The organism is Sellimonas caecigallum (assembly GCF_019754295.1).
In the GTDB taxonomy this organism is placed as follows: domain Bacteria; phylum Bacillota; class Clostridia; order Lachnospirales; family Lachnospiraceae; genus Sellimonas; species Sellimonas caecigallum.
The window spans coordinates 1-18,329 of the sequence record NZ_VIRV01000028.1; the positions used below are offsets into that span (position 1 = coordinate 1).

At 44.9% G+C, this 18,329-nt stretch carries 18 protein-coding genes and 1 pseudogene; 16 read left to right on the top strand and 3 right to left on the bottom strand.

The features are described from left to right. Positions 1 to 64 precede the first annotated feature (64 nt). From FLB61_RS12180 to FLB61_RS12255, 16 genes and pseudogenes are all read left to right on the top strand, one after another. Complete coding sequence (locus FLB61_RS12180) at positions 65 to 1,264, top strand: site-specific integrase (RefSeq protein WP_221920353.1); 1,200 nt, start codon at positions 65 to 67, stop codon at positions 1,262 to 1,264. Between the two features lie 162 nt (positions 1,265 to 1,426). Next, positions 1,427 to 1,894, top strand: a complete 468-nt coding sequence (locus tag FLB61_RS12185) for a low molecular weight protein-tyrosine-phosphatase (RefSeq protein ID WP_087212251.1) — start codon at positions 1,427 to 1,429, stop codon at positions 1,892 to 1,894. Positions 1,895 to 2,126: 232 nt separating this feature from the next. After that, positions 2,127 to 3,209: a flagellin lysine-N-methylase gene (fliB, locus tag FLB61_RS12190; protein WP_221920354.1), complete on the top strand. Its 1,083-nt coding sequence runs from the start codon at positions 2,127 to 2,129 to the stop codon at positions 3,207 to 3,209. Positions 3,210 to 3,246: 37 nt separating this feature from the next. Further along, positions 3,247 to 4,047, top strand: coding sequence for a GDSL-type esterase/lipase family protein (locus FLB61_RS12195; protein ID WP_087202532.1), 801 nt, complete (start codon positions 3,247 to 3,249; stop codon positions 4,045 to 4,047). Position 4,048: 1 nt separating this feature from the next. Next, positions 4,049 to 4,537: a DUF4358 domain-containing protein gene (locus FLB61_RS12200; RefSeq protein WP_221920355.1), complete on the top strand. Its 489-nt coding sequence runs from the start codon at positions 4,049 to 4,051 to the stop codon at positions 4,535 to 4,537. 19 nt (positions 4,538 to 4,556) lie between these two features. Continuing rightward, complete coding sequence (locus tag FLB61_RS12205) at positions 4,557 to 5,948, top strand: MBOAT family O-acyltransferase (RefSeq protein ID WP_221920356.1); 1,392 nt, start codon at positions 4,557 to 4,559, stop codon at positions 5,946 to 5,948. A gap of 15 nt (positions 5,949 to 5,963) precedes the next feature. Beyond that, a complete protein-coding gene (locus FLB61_RS12210) occupies positions 5,964 to 7,124 on the top strand; it encodes a DHHW family protein (RefSeq protein WP_087202527.1) in 1,161 nt (386 codons plus the stop codon). Between the two features lie 9 nt (positions 7,125 to 7,133). Next, the gene (gene yaaA, locus FLB61_RS12215; protein ID WP_087202525.1) at positions 7,134 to 7,898 is read left to right on the top strand and encodes a peroxide stress protein YaaA; all 765 of its coding nucleotides are present in this window, start codon (positions 7,134 to 7,136) and stop codon (positions 7,896 to 7,898) included. A 78-nt stretch (positions 7,899 to 7,976) separates the two neighbouring features. Continuing rightward, complete coding sequence (gene pyrH / locus FLB61_RS12220) at positions 7,977 to 8,672, top strand: UMP kinase (RefSeq protein ID WP_087202523.1); 696 nt, start codon at positions 7,977 to 7,979, stop codon at positions 8,670 to 8,672. Positions 8,673 to 8,693: 21 nt separating this feature from the next. Further along, positions 8,694 to 9,245, top strand: coding sequence for a ribosome recycling factor (gene frr / locus FLB61_RS12225; protein ID WP_087202521.1), 552 nt, complete (start codon positions 8,694 to 8,696; stop codon positions 9,243 to 9,245). Positions 9,246 to 9,319: 74 nt separating this feature from the next. Then, positions 9,320 to 10,042 carry an isoprenyl transferase gene (locus FLB61_RS12230; protein ID WP_087212237.1) on the top strand — a complete coding sequence of 241 codons (723 nt, stop codon included), beginning with the start codon at positions 9,320 to 9,322 and terminating at the stop codon, positions 10,040 to 10,042. Beyond that, entirely contained in the window at positions 10,035 to 10,874 is an 840-nt protein-coding gene (locus FLB61_RS12235; RefSeq protein WP_221920357.1) for a phosphatidate cytidylyltransferase, read from the top strand. The genes FLB61_RS12230 and FLB61_RS12235 overlap by 8 nt, the downstream gene beginning before the upstream one ends. Positions 10,875 to 10,888: 14 nt before the next feature. Beyond that, a complete protein-coding gene (locus FLB61_RS12240; protein ID WP_087212230.1) occupies positions 10,889 to 12,031 on the top strand; it encodes a 1-deoxy-D-xylulose-5-phosphate reductoisomerase in 1,143 nt (380 codons plus the stop codon). An 8-nt stretch (positions 12,032 to 12,039) separates the two neighbouring features. Further along, positions 12,040 to 13,071 carry an RIP metalloprotease RseP gene (gene rseP, locus FLB61_RS12245; RefSeq protein WP_087202513.1) on the top strand — a complete coding sequence of 344 codons (1,032 nt, stop codon included), beginning with the start codon at positions 12,040 to 12,042 and terminating at the stop codon, positions 13,069 to 13,071. Between the two features lie 107 nt (positions 13,072 to 13,178). Further along, positions 13,179 to 13,865, top strand: a pseudogene (locus tag FLB61_RS12250) (carboxypeptidase-like regulatory domain-containing protein); the annotation flags it as partial. A gap of 828 nt (positions 13,866 to 14,693) precedes the next feature. Beyond that, positions 14,694 to 15,218 carry a hypothetical protein gene (locus tag FLB61_RS12255; protein WP_087151684.1) on the top strand — a complete coding sequence of 175 codons (525 nt, stop codon included), beginning with the start codon at positions 14,694 to 14,696 and terminating at the stop codon, positions 15,216 to 15,218. 92 nt (positions 15,219 to 15,310) lie between these two features. On the opposite strand, the gene FLB61_RS12260 is transcribed toward FLB61_RS12255, so the two are convergent. From FLB61_RS12260 to FLB61_RS12270, 3 genes are all read right to left on the bottom strand, one after another. Then, positions 15,311 to 15,766 carry an ATP-binding protein gene (locus tag FLB61_RS12260; RefSeq protein ID WP_087212228.1) on the bottom strand — a complete coding sequence of 152 codons (456 nt, stop codon included), beginning with the start codon at positions 15,764 to 15,766 and terminating at the stop codon, positions 15,311 to 15,313. Then, entirely contained in the window at positions 15,763 to 17,322 is a 1,560-nt protein-coding gene (gene istA / locus FLB61_RS12265; protein ID WP_246599233.1) for an IS21 family transposase, read from the bottom strand. The genes FLB61_RS12260 and istA overlap by 4 nt, the downstream gene beginning before the upstream one ends. Before the next feature lie 499 nt (positions 17,323 to 17,821). Continuing rightward, complete coding sequence (locus FLB61_RS12270) at positions 17,822 to 18,295, bottom strand: hypothetical protein (RefSeq protein WP_221920358.1); 474 nt, start codon at positions 18,293 to 18,295, stop codon at positions 17,822 to 17,824. Between the last annotated feature and the right edge of the window lie 34 nt (positions 18,296 to 18,329).

Here is an 18,329-nt window from a genome sequence, read left to right on the forward strand (position 1 = left end):
TAGCGACTTGGTACAATAGTTATGTCATATCAAGGCTCTTTCCATCACGGAAAGGAGTTTGACAATGTCCGAGAAACGCAAAGACCATAAAGGAAGAATCCTACGGACAGGAGAGAGCCAGAGAAAAGACCTGATTTATCAGTACCGCTATACAGACATTCGAGGTAAACGGCAGACCATCTATTCCTCTGATTTGAAGGAACTGCGGGAAAAGGAAAAAGAAATCCAGAAGCAGCTTGACGAAGGGATTGACTATGCTGCTGGAAAGGCAACCGTGATTGCCCTTGTGGAACGCTATATCAGCTTGAAACAGGGCGTGCGCTATAATACCAAAGTCGGTTACAATTTTGTTCTGAACCTGATTAAGAAAGAAGATTTTGGCTACCGGCAGATAAGGGATATTAAGGTATCAGACGCGCAAAAGTGGATTATGAAGCTCCACAGTGACGGGAAAGGGTACAGCACCATTACCAGCGTCAGGGGCGTTGTGAAACCCGCTTTTCAGATGGCATACAATGAGGATATTATCCGCCGAAATCCCTTTGACTTCAAATTAGTGGATGTGGTTCCCAATGACTCACAGAAACGGATTGCCATGACGGAGGAACAGCAGGAGATTTGGATGGGCTTTATCCGGGAGGATAAGACTTACACCAAGTATTATGATGAATTTGTCGTGCTGCTGGGAACGGGTATGCGTGTCAGCGAGTTTTGCGGCCTTACAAAAAGTGATTTGGATTTTGAAAACCGGCGAATCCGGGTAGACCACCAGCTTGTCCGGGAACGGGGCGGAAAGTATTATGTCGAGAAAACCAAGACGGAGTGCGGCTGCCGCTTTATTCCCATGACAGAGGAAGTCTATCAAAGTCTGAACAATATCCTTGAACGCCGCAAGAAGATAAAGACAGAAATCATTGTAGACGGGTGCAGCGGCTTTCTTCTGCTGGATAAGGACGACAAGCCCAAGGTAGCATTACACATAGAAAATGAAATGCGCTGGGCGATGAAAAAGTATAAAAAGCTGTACCCAGATAAGCCGCTGCCGCACATCACGCCTCATGTGTTCCGTCATACTTTCTGTACGAATATGGCAAACGCCGGTATGGATATAAAGACCTTACAGTATGTGATGGGACACTCTGATGTGGGAGTAACGCTGAATGTCTATACCCATGCCAGCTATGACCGGGCGGCGGAGCAGATGGCGAAAATCATTGATTTCAAAGAAATGGGTACGCCGGAAAAGCAGAGAAAATCAGGTTGAAAGCACACCAAGTTACTACACCACTTACTACACCATTTGCCCGTGAATCTGCGTAGATTTACGAAGAATAGCGTAGGTTTGGGGCAAAACATAAAAATTGAAAAAAGCGCCGGAAAGCCCGTAATATCAAGGTTTGAAGGCTTATGAAGGGATATAAAAGATATGATAAAAATACTATTCATCTGCCACGGCAACATTTGCCGTTCGACAATGGCAGAATATGTGATGAAACATTTGGTAAAATCTTGCGGAATGGAGGATGCATTCTTCATTGATTCCGCAGCTACAAGTACGGAAGAAATCGGGAATCCGGTTCATCATGGGACGAGGAGAAAACTGCGGGAAGTCGGAATCCCTTGCGGCGACCACCGTGCCCGCCAGATGACAAAGAGAGACTATGATGCGTTTGACTATGTCATTGGCATGGATTCCTGGAATATCCGCAATATCAACCGGATCATCGGAAATGGAGACCCGGAAGGGAAAGTGTACAAGCTATTGGACTTTGCCGGAAGAGAGGGAGAAGATATTGCAGATCCGTGGTACACGGGAAATTTCGATGCTACATACCGCGATGTGAAGGACGGCTGCGAGGGACTTCTTCACAGGATCCGGAAGGATGAACGGTAAGAGAAGAAGCCTCGGAGAAAAGGAGACAGAAACGGAAAGTTTGGGAGTGGATTTCCAGACGAAAATTTGATGCAGAAATTTTTTCGGTTATCTTTACATCACATTAAAAATCCGCTATCATATAATATTGTGATATCGGGAAGGAAAAGAGGAAAATTCCATAAAAACCGGGAGGAGACATCTTTTACGACCAGATATCATGTCGCTGAATAAACTCGAAAGAGGTAGAGACATGTTTTATATGAAACCGCATTTTTATGATAGTTTTGCGTGTGTTGCGGGCAGTTGTCCGGATACATGCTGTGCGGGTTGGCAGATTGTGATTGACGATGCGTCACTTTTGAAATACAGCAGAGTGCAGGGAGGATTCGGGAACAGACTTTTGCAGTCCATAGACTGGGAGGAAGGTGCATTTCTTCAGTTTGACGGACGCTGTAGTTGTCTGAATGAGGACAATCTCTGTGATCTGCATCAGGAATTGGGCGAGGGATATCTTTGCGATACGTGCAGAAATTACCCTCGGCATGTGGAGGAGTTTGACGGGGTAAGGGAACTTTCCCTTTCTTTGTCATGCCCGGAGGCGACCAGGATCATGCTGACCTGCCAGGAGACTCTCCAATTTATAAACTGGGAGACGGAAGAGGAAGAGCCAGATCCGGATGAGGAGTTTGACTTCCTCTTGTTTTCATGTCTGAATGATGCAAGAGAGATTCTCTTTCAGATCATTCAGAATAGGAGGGAGCCGGTTTCCGTGAGGATGGGGAAATGTCTCGCCATCGCTGAAAAACTGGAGCAGGCACTGGAAGAAGGAAAGATTTTTGAGATTGGAGAGGAGCTGGAGATGATCCGGTCTCAGGACGGACAGGAGTTTACACTGCCGTTTCGGGAACGGAAGTCATTTTATGACATGCTCAGAAAACTGGAGCTTTTAAGAGAAGACTGGGGAGAGTTTCTGAAAGAAGCCGGAGAGATTTTGTATGACGGAGACGAGGAGACTTATCAGGATTCTGTGGATCGGTTTTCGCCGGGAAAATGGGAACAGTATGCAGAGCAGCTTTTGATGTTTTTCATCTATACATATTTTAATGGAGCGGTGTATGATGAGGAGTTTTTTTCTAAAGCAGCATTTGCAGTTTACAGTACGGAGATCATCCGTGATTTTTATGTGGCAGGATGTATGCTTGGAAAGAAAGCGGGCGAGGAGCTGTTTCTTGAGACTTCCTGGAGGTATGCGCGGGAGATCGAACACTCAGATCAGAACCTGGAAAGAGTAGAAGGGTTCTTAAGTTTAAGAAAAAGTACATTGGATAAATAATGATAGATTGAGATAGAGACACAAAGGGGAGAAGAGGATGAAACGCACAAGGAAAGAAATCCTGAGAATGAGAATACTGATCTTTTGTGCAGTGGTTGTTGTGATTGTTGTCGGGGCAGTGATTGCGTCAAAGATTTCCAAAAGCCAGCCGGATCAGTATGACAAGAATCGTCAGAGACTGGAAAAGCTGGAGAAAGCAGATATTTCGGAGACAGAGAAGCGCTGGACAGATCTCGAAGAGGAGGAGAACAAGACACAGATCGACGAATCAAAAAGAAATGAGTACGGGGTTGTCGTGCTGGACAATGTGGCTCTCAAAAAAGCTTTTGACAATACGGTCATTGTAGGGGATTCTTTCGCAGAGGGGATCCTAAGCTATGGATTTCTTGATGAGGGATCGGTTGTTTATAAGAGAGGAGCATCTGTCAATAAGATCGAAGAAGAGATCCAAAAAGTTATTTCCATGAAGCCGGGGACGGTTGTGATGGAGTTTGGGTGCAATGACCTTTCGATGTACGGGACAGATATTGAAGGCTTCATCAAAAAATATAAAGAAGAAATTGCAAAAGTTAAAAAAGGACTGCCGGATGCGACGATCTATGTGAATTCGATCCTTCCGATGACAGAGGCAAAGATGCAGGAAGAGCCAGGCCGTCAAAAAATCAATGAGTACAATCAGGAGATCCAGAAAATGTGTGAAGAGGAAGGATATCAGTACATAGACAGTACGTTCATCGTGACGAAAAATCCTGGGCTGTTTGAGCAGGACGGCATTCATATGAAAAAAGAGTATTATACACAGTGGCTTTCTTACATTGTAGAAAAGGCGGGACTTTAAGATGAAAAGAAAAGAAGATATACGAGGAACTTTGATGAAGGCCGGCTTTGTGATCGTGATCGTTGTCTATCTGGCGATGCTTTGTATGCGTGGATATGCGAAAGATGTGCCGATCGAAAAAATCAAAGAGGCAGTAGAGAATGCGGGGATTCCGAAAGGGGTTCAGGAACTCAAGGATAGAGATCTCAGAAGATACTATGGAATTGACGGAAGCCAGAATAAGGAATACTTCTTCTACAAAGCGGATTCTTCTATGAATGTGGATGAAGTGCTGGTTATCAAGGCGAGGAACAGCGAGGAAGTCTCCTCATATGAAGCTGCAGTAAAAACGCATCTCGAAAATCAGAAGAAGAGTTTCGAGGGATACGGGGTTACCCAGACAGCACTTTTGAAGAAGGCATATGCGCAGGCAGAAGGAAGCTATGTGATCTACATGGCCGGAGAGAATGCAGACAAGTGGAAATCTGCATTTGAAAAGGCTGTCAAATGATAAGGGGAGGGGAAAAGCAATGCTGATAAACAGTCTGAATTTTATATTTGCGTTTCTGCCGGTCATGTTAATCTTGTATTACGTTGTGCCGGAGAAATGGAAGAACATCGTCCTTGTTCTTTTCAGCATTTATTTTTATGCTTGGGGAGAACCGGTTTATGTGATCTTAATGCTTTTCAGTGCAGTACTTCACTATGCCATGGCATTGGAAATAAAGCGTCAGAAGGAGAGCGGAAAGGGAGCAAAGGGGACACTGATTTTTACGATCGTGCTGGATATATTCATCCTCTGTTTCTTTAAATACTACGGGTATATCCAAGAAGCGGTCAATCAGTTGTTTGGAACGGGATTTTCGGCAGATGCCCTTGGACTTCCAATCGGACTGTCTTTCTTTACATTCAGGAATCTTTCCTATATTGTGGATGTATACAAGGGCAAGTGCCCGGCGGAGAAGGATTTCTTTGCCTTTACTGCGTATGCGTCCCTTTTTGCGACTATGTCTGCCGGTCCGATCGTGAGATATGCTGATGTCAGACAGGATTTCCATACACATCAAGTCTATATGTCAAAACTTGGAGAGGGAGCGCAGAGATTTATCATTGGTCTTTCGAAAAAAGTCATCTTGGCAGATCAGCTGGCTTTGATCGGAAGTCAGATTCAGGAATACGGAGATAATCTGTCGGTTGTCAGTGCCTGGATTTATCTTTTTGCATATACGATGCAGCTCTATTTTGACTTTTCCGGATATTCGGATATGGCTATCGGTATCGGGAAGATGTTGGGGTTCCATTTCCAGGAAAACTTTCAGTATCCGTATGTGGCGAAAAGCGTGACCGATTTCTGGAGAAGATGGCATATTTCATTGAGCAGCTGGTTCAGAGACTATGTATATATTCCGCTTGGAGGAAACCGGGTTTCTGTTGTGAAACATATTCGAAATATCCTTGTTGTCTGGTGTCTGACAGGTATCTGGCACGGTGTGACTTGGAATTTTCCGGTTTGGGGAATTTATTATGGTATACTTTTGATTTTGGAAAAATACGTCTGGAAAGACAAACTTTCCAAACTTCCGGGATGGGTTTCCAATACGTACACGATGATTCTTGTCATGTTTGGATGGCTCATCTTCATGAATCCATCTTTTGACAAGGGACTTACGATGTTTGGCGCGCTTTTTGGCATCGGAGCGACAGGATTTATGGATGTGACAGCAGGATACTATCTGAAAACAGGCATTCTTCTTTTTGTGATCTGCGTACTTGCGGCAAGGCCGGCTCTTTCTCGGTTTGCGAATAAGATCATGGAGAAATCTTCGGTCATCACGGTTCTTGTCTATGGCGTGCTCTTTTTGATATGCATTTCCGGACTTGTATTTAATTCATACCGGCCGTTTTTGTATATGCAGTTTTGATCGGAGGTAGAGTAAATGAAAAAGAGAAAGAAGCGTACAGCGTATTATGTCGGCGTGATGTTTGGTGTCATAGTGCTGGCATTCTCGCTTATAAATGTTTTTTCCGGCACGAAAAAGGTGTCTGAGACAGAAAATAGAGCATTGGCACAAAGACCGAAGCTTAGCGTGGACTCTGTTTTGTCCGGACAGTATGCGTCGGAGTATCAAGAATTTTTCAATGATCAGTTTGTTTTGCGGGATGCCTGGATCAAATTAAAGACGGGGTTTGACAGAGCCCTTGGCGTGGTTGAGGAAAATGGCGTGTATCTTGGAAAGGATGGATATCTTCTGGAAAAATTTGAAAAGCCGGATCAGAAAAATGTAAGCGCCACAGTAGAAGCAATGAAGACATTTCGCGAAAAGCACGAAGATATCCCGCATTATGCCATGATCATTCCAAGTGCGGAAAACATTTTGAAGGACAAGCTCCCGGCTCTCGTTCCGTCAGTAAACCAGGACAGTTACCTTGATAATACGTTTCAGGAGCTTTCCAAAAGTGGGATAAATGTGGTCGATGTCCGTACGGCTTTGAAGAAAAATAAAGATCAGAAAATTTATTACCAGACAGACCACCACTGGACAACGTACGGTGCTTATGTAGCTTTTCAACAGTTTGCGGAAGCGGCTGGACTGGATGCTTCGGCAGTGACTTATGAAAAACTTCCTGTTACGGATCAGTTTCAGGGGACGCTGTCAGCAAAAAGTGGTTTTCGTACAGGGGAGAAAGAAGAGGTTGATGTCTATCTCCCAAAAAGAAACACGAATACAACACAGGAGCAGCTTTCTTCTGTAATTGAATATACAGATAACCAGAAAAAGACGGGAAGTTTTTATAATACAGATAAACTGGACCAGAGAAATGCCTATGAAGTCTTTTTCGGAGGGAATCACGGTCTGATGAAGATCAAGACGCCGACGACGGAAAACAAACGTCTTCTTGTGATGAAGGATTCTTATGCCAACTGTTTTCTGCCATTTCTGGCTCCGTACTACCGTGAGATCGTCGTTGTGGATCCAAGATATTATTACGGAAATATCGAGGAGCTGATGGAGACAGAAGGGATAACCGAGGTGCTTTATCTTTACAGTGCACCGACCTTCTTTTCTGATACATCTCTGTCTGTGGCTATGGAATAGGAGAAGAAGATGAAGATCATCATTTCGCCGGCAAAGAAAATGAGGAAAAACACAGATGCGATCATGTGGGAGAGCGAACCTATTCTTTTGGAGGAAACGAAAGTACTGAAAAGCTGGCTTGCATCGCTTTCTTATGAGGAGCTGAAATCACTGTGGAAATGCAGTGACAAAATCGCAGAGGTCAACTTCCAGCGTATACAGCATATGCAGTTGGACAGAAACAGGACAGCGGCCCTTCTTGCGTACGAAGGGATCCAGTATCAGTATATGGCGCCGGAAGTTTTTTCAGATGACGCGTGGACATATGTGCAGGAACACCTCAGGATCCTGTCTGGGTTTTACGGAGTCTTGCGGCCGCTGGACGGTATTGTGCCATATCGTCTGGAAATGCAGGCAAAACCAGGCCCTGGCGGGTGTGCGGATTTGTACGCATACTGGGGTAAAAAGATCTGCGATACACTGATCAAGGATGAGGAATGTATCCTGAATCTGGCATCTGCGGAATATGCAAAGTGTATTTCCCGCTATCTTCCTGATACAGTGCGGATGGTAACCTGCATCTTTGCCGAAGAAAAAAACGGGAAATATGTCCAGGCAGGGACGATGGCAAAGATGGCACGGGGAGAGATGACCCGCTATCTGGCAGAAAATCAGATTCAGAAGCTGGAAGAGATAAAACAGTTTGGCGGACTGGACTTTTGCTTTGCGCCGGAAAAATCTTCGGACAAGGAGCTGATCTTTCTAAGACAGAGCGAAAAGATTGCGTTGACGTAGCGGACGGTTCTAAGTATAATAAAGGATAGAATAAGACTGTCCGTTTGTATGTCCGGACAGAGAGAAGGAGTTTGGCAAATGAAGAGAGTATTACTGAAACTGAGCGGCGAAGCGCTTGCCGGGGACAAGAAGACAGGTTTTGACGAAGCGACATGTCTTGGTGTGGCAGGACAGGTAAAGCAGCTTGTGGATAAAGGATTCCAGATTGCCGTTGTGACTGGCGGAGGAAATTTCTGGAGAGGCAGGACGAGTGAGACGATCGATCGTGTCAAAGCAGATCAGATCGGGATGTTGGCTACAGTTATGAACTGTATTTATGTGGCTGATATTTTCCGTCATGTCGGTATGAAGACAGAGATCTTTACTCCGTTTGTGTGCGGTGCTTTTACATCCCTCTTCTCTAAAGATGCGGCTGTGAAGGCGCTGGAAGAAGGGAAAGTGATCTTCTTTGCAGGCGGGACAGGGCATCCGTATTTTTCAACGGACACAGGAGCTGTATTGAGAGCTATTGAGATTGAGGCGGATGCAATGCTCCTTGCAAAAGCGATCGATGGTATCTATGACAGCGACCCGAAGGTAAACCCGGATGCAAAGAAATTTGACGAGATTTCGATACAGGAGATCATCGACAGAAAACTGATGGCGGTAGATCTGACGGCATCCATCATGTGCCTGGAGAATAAGATGCCGATGCTCGTATTTGGACTGAATGAGGAAAACAGTATTGTCAACACGATGAGCGGGCATTTTACAGGAACAAAAGTAACAGTATAAGAAAATGTGGAGGAAGAAACAATGCATGAAAGATTGAAAGTATATGAGGAGAAAATGCAGAAATCTGTAAAAAGTCTGGAAGGAGAGCTTGCGACAATCCGTGCGGGAAGAGCAAATCCGCATATCCTGGACAAGCTTGCGGTAGACTACTACGGATCTCCGACACCGATCCAGCAGGTGGCAAATGTTTCCGTACCGGAGGCAAGAATGATTCAGATCCAGCCGTGGGAAAAGAAGATGTTAAAGGAGATTGAGAAAGCGATTCTCGTATCCGATATCGGCATTAACCCGACAAATGACGGACAGGTTATCCGCCTTGTATTTCCGGAACTCACAGAAGATCGCCGTAAAGAGATCGCAAAAGATGTAAAGAAAAAAGGTGAACAGGCGAAAGTGGCAGTGCGCAATATCAGAAGAGATGGAAACGATGCCTGCAAGAAGCTCAAAGGTACGGAAGTGTCTGAGGATGAGATCAAAGATATGGAAGATGAGCTTCAGAAACTGACGGATAAGTACATCAAAGAGGTGGAAAAAGCCGTAGAAGCAAAGACAAAAGAAGTCATGACAGTATAGGCAGGACCGAGACAAAGACAGTTAAGCAAGGAGGAGTCTACCTCCTTGCTTTATGTGCGTTAAGGAGGAGACGGATGAAAGTACCGCAGCATATTGCGATCATTCTGGATGGGAATGGACGCTGGGCAAAAAAGAAAGGGATGCCGCGCAATTACGGACATGCACAAGGAAGCAAAAATGTTGAGAGGATCTGCGAGGCAGCCTACAAGATGGGGGTAAAATACCTGACTGTGTACGCATTTTCCACGGAAAACTGGAGTCGGCCGGACGAGGAAGTGCAGGCATTGATGAAGCTTTTGAGAAATTATATGAAGACATGCCTGAAGACTGCAGAGAAAAACCGGATGCGCGTCCGGGTAATTGGAGACAAGAAGGGACTCGATGATGATATCAGAAATCGGATTGAGGAACTGGAAAAGGCATCAGATAAAAATGACGGCTTGAATTTCCAGATTGCCATCAATTATGGAAGCCGGGACGAAATGGTACGTGCCATGCGTAAGATGGCCATGGATGTAAAAGAAGGAAAAGTGGATCCACAAGCCATCGACAGCTCTCTTTTTGAGAGTTATCTGGATACCCATGATATCCCGGATCCGGATCTTTTGATCCGTACAAGCGGGGAACAAAGATTGTCAAACTATCTGCTGTGGCAGTTGGCATATACGGAGTTTTATTTTACAGATGTCCTTTGGCCTGATTTTACAAAAGAGGAATTGGAAAAGGCAATTCTGCAATATAATAATAGGGACAGGAGATACGGAGGAGTAAATAAGGAGGAACAGACAGATGTTTAAGACGAGATTGCTGAGCGGAATACTTCTGGTCATCATTGCCCTGGCGACGATCATACCGGGGAATGATATTTTGTTTGCCCTGCTTCTTCTGGTCAGTCTGATTGGAATGAGTGAATTGTACAAGGTCATGAATGTACACAAAAATCTCCTGGGGATCACAGGCTATCTGGCAGCAGCGGCGTATTATGTACTGATTCGTTTTCAGTTTACAGGTACAGGCGGAAATGCGGCTCTGGATGCAATAGAGGAGCAGGGACTTGGATTTCTTATTATTATTTTCCTTATTGTACTGATGGCAGTGTACGTATTTTCCTATCCGAAATATGTGGCAAACCAGGTTATGACGGTATTTTTCGGTGTGTTTTATGTGGCAGTCATGCTGTCCTATGTCTACCAGGCCAGAATGATTCCGGAAGAAGGAGCATTTCTTGTATGGCTTGTATTCCTCTGCTCCTGGGGATGTGACACGTGCGCATACTGTGTAGGCATGCTCATTGGAAAACACAAGATGGCGCCGAAACTAAGTCCGAAAAAATCGGTGGAAGGCGGCATTGGCGGCGTCGTTGGAGCAGCCCTTCTGGGTGCACTTTATGCCCTTGCAGTCAATAAGTGGGGAGGTGCGTCTGTGAGTCCGGCGCTTTACGCTGTGATCTGTGCGGCAGGCGGACTGATCTCTATGGTGGGAGACCTGGCAGCTTCCGCCATCAAGCGAAACCATGACATCAAAGATTACGGAAAACTTATCCCGGGACACGGTGGTATCCTGGATCGTTTTGACAGCGTGATCTTTACCGCTCCGATCATCTATTATCTTGGAGTGATGTTTGTTTAGGAAAGAGGAAGAACATGAAGAAAATTGCGATACTTGGCTCTACTGGTTCCATCGGCACACAGACGCTGGAAGTGGTAAGTGAGCAGAAAGATATAGAGGTAGAAGCGCTGGCGGCTGGAAGCAGTATAGAGCTTCTGGAGCAGCAGATCCGGACATATCATCCAAAGTTTGTCTGTGTTTTTCAGGAAGAGAAAGCACGTGAACTGAAAGACAGGATTCAAGATCTTCCGGTAAAGATTGGTGCCGGGATGGATGGCCTCATCGAGGCGGCAACGATGGAAGGTGTGGAGATCGTTGTGACGGCGGTGGTTGGAATGATTGGGATCCGACCGACCATTGCTGCAATTGAGGCGGGAAAAGATATTGCTTTGGCAAACAAAGAGACTCTTGTGACTGCAGGACACCTCATCATGCCTCTGGCAAAGAAAAAAGGTGTGAAGATCCTGCCGGTGGACAGTGAACACAGCGCTATTTTCCAGGCGCTTCAGGGGAACAGTGGAAATAAGATAAAAAAGATTCTTCTGACAGCATCAGGAGGTCCTTTCCGAGGAAGAACACGGGAAGAACTTCAAAATGTACAGGTGGAGGATGCCCTGAAGCATCCAAACTGGGCGATGGGACGGAAGATTACCATCGATTCTTCCACTATGGTCAATAAAGGGCTGGAAGTCATGGAGGCAAAGTGGCTTTTTGACGTGGCCATCGATGATATCCAGGTCGTCGTTCAGCCACAGTCTGTCATCCATTCGATGGTTGAGTACGAAGATGGTTCCGTCATGGCACAGCTTGGGACTCCGGATATGAAACTGCCGATCCAGTATGCGCTCTACTATCCGCATAGGCGTTTCCTCCCGGGAGAAAGGCTTGATTTCTGGAAACTTCAGCATCTGGATTTCGAAAAGCCGGATACGGATACTTTTTACGGACTTTCCCTTGCGTACGAGGCGGGAAGGACGGGAGGAAGCCTCCCGACTGTTTACAATGCGGCCAATGAGAAGGCCGTGGCAATGTTTCTTGACAGAGAGATCTCCTATCCGGAGATCGTGGAGATCATTGAGGACTGTATGAGAGCACATCATGTGATCGAACATCCGACCCTTGATGAGATTCTCAGTACGGAAGAGATGACATACGAGAGGATTCACAGCAGGAGGTAAAACAGAATTTGGGAATCATACTTGCAATCATTCTATTTGGTTTTATAATTTTTTTCCATGAGCTTGGGCATTTCCTTCTGGCAAAAGCAAATGGCATCGAAGTGCAGGAGTTTGCGATTGGGATGGGGCCAAAGCTTGTGGGATTTCAGCGGAAAGAGACGTTTTATGCGATCCGCCTCCTTCCACTTGGCGGGTACTGTGCGATGGGCGAAGACGAAGAGGACGGAAGTGTAGGCAACTTTAACCAAAAATCTGTCTGGAGAAGAATTTCTGTCATTGCGGCAGGACCGGTTTTTAACTTTATTCTGGCCTTTGTTCTGGCGCTTATCATCACAGCGTGGATCGGAGCAGATCGTCCGATCGTGGCAAATGTGGATGCTTCATTTCCAGCTGCGGAGGCGGGAATGAAAGAAGGGGATGTGATCAAGGAGATCAACGGTAAAAATATCCATCTTTTCCGGGAAGTGACGACGCATAACCAGCTTTATCAGAACCAGCCAATCGATCTTACGTATGAGCGGGACGGGAAGGAAACGACCGTTCATCTGGAACCGATGCTGGATGAGGAACTTGGAATGTATCGGTTTGGCTTCTCTGGCGGAGCCTATGAAAAGATGAATGTATTTGACACAGTGCGATACAGCGGTTATGTAGTGAAATACTGGATTTCTTCCACACTGGAGAGTTTAAAGCTTCTCGTGACGGGACAGGTCAGCGTAAAGAACTTATCAGGTCCGGTAGGGATCGTGGATGTCGTGCAGGATACGTACAATCAAAGCCGAAGCGGCGGTGTACCGCTCGTAGCGCTCAATATGATGAATCTTATGATCTTGCTTTCTGCAAACCTGGGTGTTATGAATCTTCTTCCTCTTCCGGCTCTGGATGGAGGCAGACTGGTGTTCCTCCTGATAGAAGCTGTAAGGAAAAAACGGATTCCCCCGGAAAAAGAAGGATATGTCCATATGATAGGGATGGCCTGTCTTCTTCTTCTGATGGTATTTGTCATGTTTAACGATATACAGAGGATCTTTTTTGGATAATTTGAAGCTGAATAGATGCAGAGAAAGAAAAGTACTGCGGCGAGTCCGTGGTACTTTTTCTGTTTTTGCAGTCATATCCTGTGATGAGAAACAGTTTGAGGCGAAGTATGAGAAAAGTATATGGAATGCAGGAAGATCACATTGACAAGGGACGGCTGAAGATCCGGATCACTTCGGAAGTGACTGCCTTTCCGGTGGAAGGAGCAGATATTCGGATTTCCTACACAGGTATGCCGGAAAGCACTGTGGAGTCGGTAAGCACAGACGATTCGGGACAGACGGAGACGCTGGAACTTCCGGCGCCGCCATTGGAGTACAGTCTGGATGAGAATCAGGATGAACAGCCATACTCGGAATATACGCTGGAAGTGACTGCTCCGGGATTTGAGAAGATACAGATTGCAGGTGCAGAAATCCTTCCAGATGTCACAGCACTTCAGGATATTCGTATGAAACCGCAGGATAATCAGGGAAGAGAAGAGGTGTTTGTCATACCAGCACATACGTTGTTTGGAACTTATCCGCCGAAAATTCCCGAAGATGAAATCAAGCCAATGGATGAAACCGGGGAGATCGTACTGAGCCGGGTTGTTGTCCCGGAATTTGTTGTTGTTCACGATGGATCGCCTAGAGACAGCACGGCGGAAAATTTTTATGATCGCTACAAAGACTACATCAAGAATGTAGCATCAAGTGAAATCTATGCTACCTGGCCAAGAGAGACGATCAAGGCAAATGTGCTGGCCATCATGTCTTTTACCTTAAACCGGGTTTACACAGAATGGTACAGAAATATACGGTGATTCATGGTTGCAAAACATTTACTTTAAATGGGCTTGTTATTCGATTTACTGGTAAAACATCATACGAACTGGAATATCTATAATCAGGACAGGCAGACCATTTTCAAAATGAAAGACTGACTTAATTCAGCCATAGGCTCAATTACATAAAACACCGCTACATTTATGATTTATTCAATCTCAATGTAGCGGTTATCATATCTGATGTTATCTATACATAGCAGAAATTCTAAATATCACGAATTCCATAATGCATCATATTTTTCATAATATTCTTCATAATGAAAATCATTGTAATTTTGTGGAAACAGAGAGTGACTGACAAAAGCAGGAGACTCTATATTACCTTTTCGACTTATAACATAATCAGCTGCATAAGCAAGTTCGGAAATAAATACTTGCTCTATTCTACAGCTTATCATCTGACACCATAACAATTCGATAAATTGTAAACAGTTATAAACATAATCAATATCTCTCGGATTGAGTTGTAAAGTCTTTTGCAAAGATACGATTTCATCAACGATCAAGCACCCATTTTCATCTTTGCTCAAACGCCGGCGCTAAGCAGCCGTGGGGAGGATTTCTGCCAGAACAATCTGTGCATTCCCGTTCGAAAGGCCGCTGTCAGCCATGACGTCACCAAGGTATGCGACTTCGCAGTCGCCTTCGGATAATCCATTTGGAACGGGGCTCGCCTTTGTAAAAAGAATATTATTGCCTGTATGTCCATTTTATTCCATATGATTCACATGAAAAAATCTCATTTTTGTGGTAGCATATTACCTGTAAGTATAATAATAAAGGAGTGATAGAAAAATGACAAAAGAAGCAAGAAAATGGGCATTTAAAGAATCGATCGTGTGTGGTATTCCAACCATAATACTTACTGCGATTATTATGTATTTTTCTCTGAGCAGGGAATTCGCAGAAAATCCGCTGACACTGGCTGAATTCGGAGTCAAAATTGGTGGTACCGTTACCGTCACATCTTTAATCTGCTGTTTCCTTCAGTATCTGATCGTTGGCAAGACATTTAAAGCTCAGTTTGCCAAGAATGGGAAAAAGCTCCCTCCTATGGATAGCCGCGAAAAACAACTGATCTTCCCCCTGTGGGTACCTGCAAAATGGTGGGCATATGTGATTTTCACTTCTTTCTTTGCAGGGATGTTGATCGGCTCTGGCCTTCCATGTTTCCTGGCCAGCTGGGGCATCAATCCCGGCGGAATCGGTCGTCTGGGACATGCAATACTCTCTGGTGTAATCAATGGCCTTGGCACTTGGTATGCAGTATATCTGGCTCATATTTTCCTAGTACAGTTTTTCAATGAAAAAAACAACTAATAATCTGATTGCCCCCTTAAACACTGTACTTATCAACATATTCAAGGTAAGCGTTCAATAAAATAATGGATATCTTTTCACAAGGTATTCCGCTATGGGGCTGTCGCACGAGGAATGAAATTCCTCATACGGCATGCCCCTCTTTTCTCGCTTATTTCAGAAAAATATCCAGATGATCTGTCTGTTTGGCGTTTTGAACCTTTTAAATTTACGCGCTCTTCTTTAACACAAACGGATGTGTTCCGGTTGTCACGGATATACGCACAAGTCGCAAGCTTTGTGATCAGCCCTTTATCCAGCTCACGGTCTTCATAGTACTCAATCGCTTCCACACATGCCTGGCTTTCACTGAGCCTGGCCTCATGGATCCGGCGATGGATGGTGTTCTTCCTGCGGGAAACGTTTTCTGCGTCTACGAGAAGAGCCAGACGGTCCTCAAAGGAGAGCGCCTTATAACGCTGAGGTTCTTCCAATTGTGACTCCAATTCCCGTGCCATACCGGGAAGCCTCAGAGCACGCAATTCTTTGACAGTTGAGAGGTCGATCATTTTTCATCGCCTCCTTCCCGGAACTGTTCTGCGCCACGGGTAAAGCCGCGGCTCCGGCGGTGATTTGTCCTTTGGATGGATGATGGATCTGTTTTCCCATCTTTCTTTACCGAGGATTTCAGCAAGGCCTGTATCCCACGGATGGAAGGATCTCCACTAAACAAAAGGATTTGCCGGCATGCTTCTTCGATCTGCTCAGCTTTGTATCGATCTGCGTATTTTTTCAGGCTGACACAAGACTTAAAGCCCTGCTCAGGAGCCTTTCCGGATTCCAGGAAGAAGCGGACGACTTTTTCTGTATTGGGGCCGATCGTGGAGGCCCAGGACTGGAAATCATCTTTCGTGTAGGTAAGATACTGCCGATGGTTCTCCGGCATATGCGAGGTTATCATGACCGGATCCCGCTTACGGTTGACCTCTCTTGGATGGACAGCCACCCGGTTCCCGTGGAAGAATACTTCCACTGTATCATGCGTCACACGGACGCTGACCGATTCCCCGATCAGATCATAGGGAACAGAATACTTGTTTAATCCGTCAGTTACGGTATAATCAAGAAGAACTGTCTGATCCGACCAGAGAGACGGTTCATAGGGATTGACAGGGAGCGGCTGCATGAATTCTTTTTCCTCATGGATATAAGCATCACGGCGGTTCCCTTCCCGCTTTTTAAAGGTATAACCATTGAGCTCTTCCAGCTTTTCAGCAACTGCCTCTTTGGCATCGGCCAGGGAAAAGAATGTGTCATTCCGCAGCGCTGCCAGGATCCACGTAGACGCATAAGAGACACTGCCCTCGGCATGGCTCTTATCCTGCGGACGGCGAATGCGCGCAGGAACAATCGCAGTACCATAGTGATCGGCAAGCTCCGAATAGCTGCGGTTCAGGACTGTATCCAGACGGGTGTTTTTCAGCACACCGGTACGGAGATTGTCCGGGATTGTCAGCCTGGGGACGCCCCCGAAATACTCATAGGCATGTACATGGCAGAGCAGCCAGTTTTCAGACTTCATGTCACTGCAGAGTTCGGCATAAACATAGCAGCTGCAGGGAAGAACCCCTACAAAAAGGTATGCGGGAACCGTTTCCCCAGTAACAGGATCTTTGATCGGCAGTGTCCCGCCTGCCCAGTCCACTTCCATGGCATCTCCGGGCTTATGATGGATCCTCATCGTAGCTTTGGCTTTTTTTGCCCATACCCGGTAAATGTCACAAAACTGTGTATACTGGTATGGGACACGCCCGGCATTGGAGCAATTGACCTGATATTCTTTCCAAAGCAATGTCAGGTTCACTCCTTTTTTCGCCAGTTCGCGATGAATCCAGGCACAGTCCGGTTCTAGATAAACATTTGCTTTTTCCTGTCGTTCCGGATAAAGCAGGACATAAAGCTGTGGATTTGTCACCTCCTCTCCAAGCGGCCACCGGATGCCTTTCTCATCCGCAAGCCGTTCAACTTCCATTACGGTGTTGCGGGAGCTGTGCAGCGATCCGGCGATCTGAGTGATGTTGTGTCCAAGGCTCTGGAGCCTCAGGATTTCGCGATAATCTACCATGATCATCGTCCTCCTTAAATGATAGTCACACAAATGTGTGCCATCATCATTATAAGAATGACTTTGATCACCGACCATACCTCTCCGAGATCAGTGATCTGAATCTCCGTGAAAGGTGATCAGATTGACCGTGAAGGATGGTCAGTTTATCTGAAATATACAATCTGAAGTTTCTAAATACCCGTCAAACAACAACTCTTTATATTTTTTAGGTACTAATTTAACAATGATATTACGATTGTTTTTATAAACTAGTTTACTTAGAAACCAAAGTTTTGAACAGACTTTATAAAGTGTCATTTTATTAGAACATTCATTTTCTTTACCTGTTACTATATATTGTAGGAGTTCTTCACAGACACCGTAGTCTATTTCTCGTATATATTCAATGATAGTAGACTTTGTTGTTAAAATTTGTCCAGAATGTGGTAATTCCCTTTGATTCGACATTTCTATTTATATTATACTTTATATATTTGTTTTATTATAGGTGGCATGGTTAAGCATATGGAACAACCATTTTTCTCTTATAATTTTCTAATGCGTCAAACACTTTATGATATACTACCTGATTTGGATAATATCTATAATCGGCAAATATCGAAATTCCATTTTTATAAAAGTGTTCTAAGATAGCAGCGGCACAGCCAGAACTTCGGCTTTCACCATATTCACATTGGCAGATAATATCCATACCATCTCTTTTAGCACTATATATAAATTCTGCGACAGAATCTGCTTCTGGAAAGTAAGTCTCATATGTCAATCCAAATTCTGGAAGAACAGATAAATCTATATCATGAATTGCTACATGAACAACCCTATCGGTTTTTCCAGTGTAATCTACAGGCGTATGGATTACACTCTTACAACAGTCCACAGGGTCACAAAAACTAATAACGGCAACATTGTTCGGAAAGTTTGCATTTAATAATTGTTCAATAGCTTTCCTTGAATATATAGATACATTCATATCTTCTCACCCTCCACAATTTGTAAATACTTAT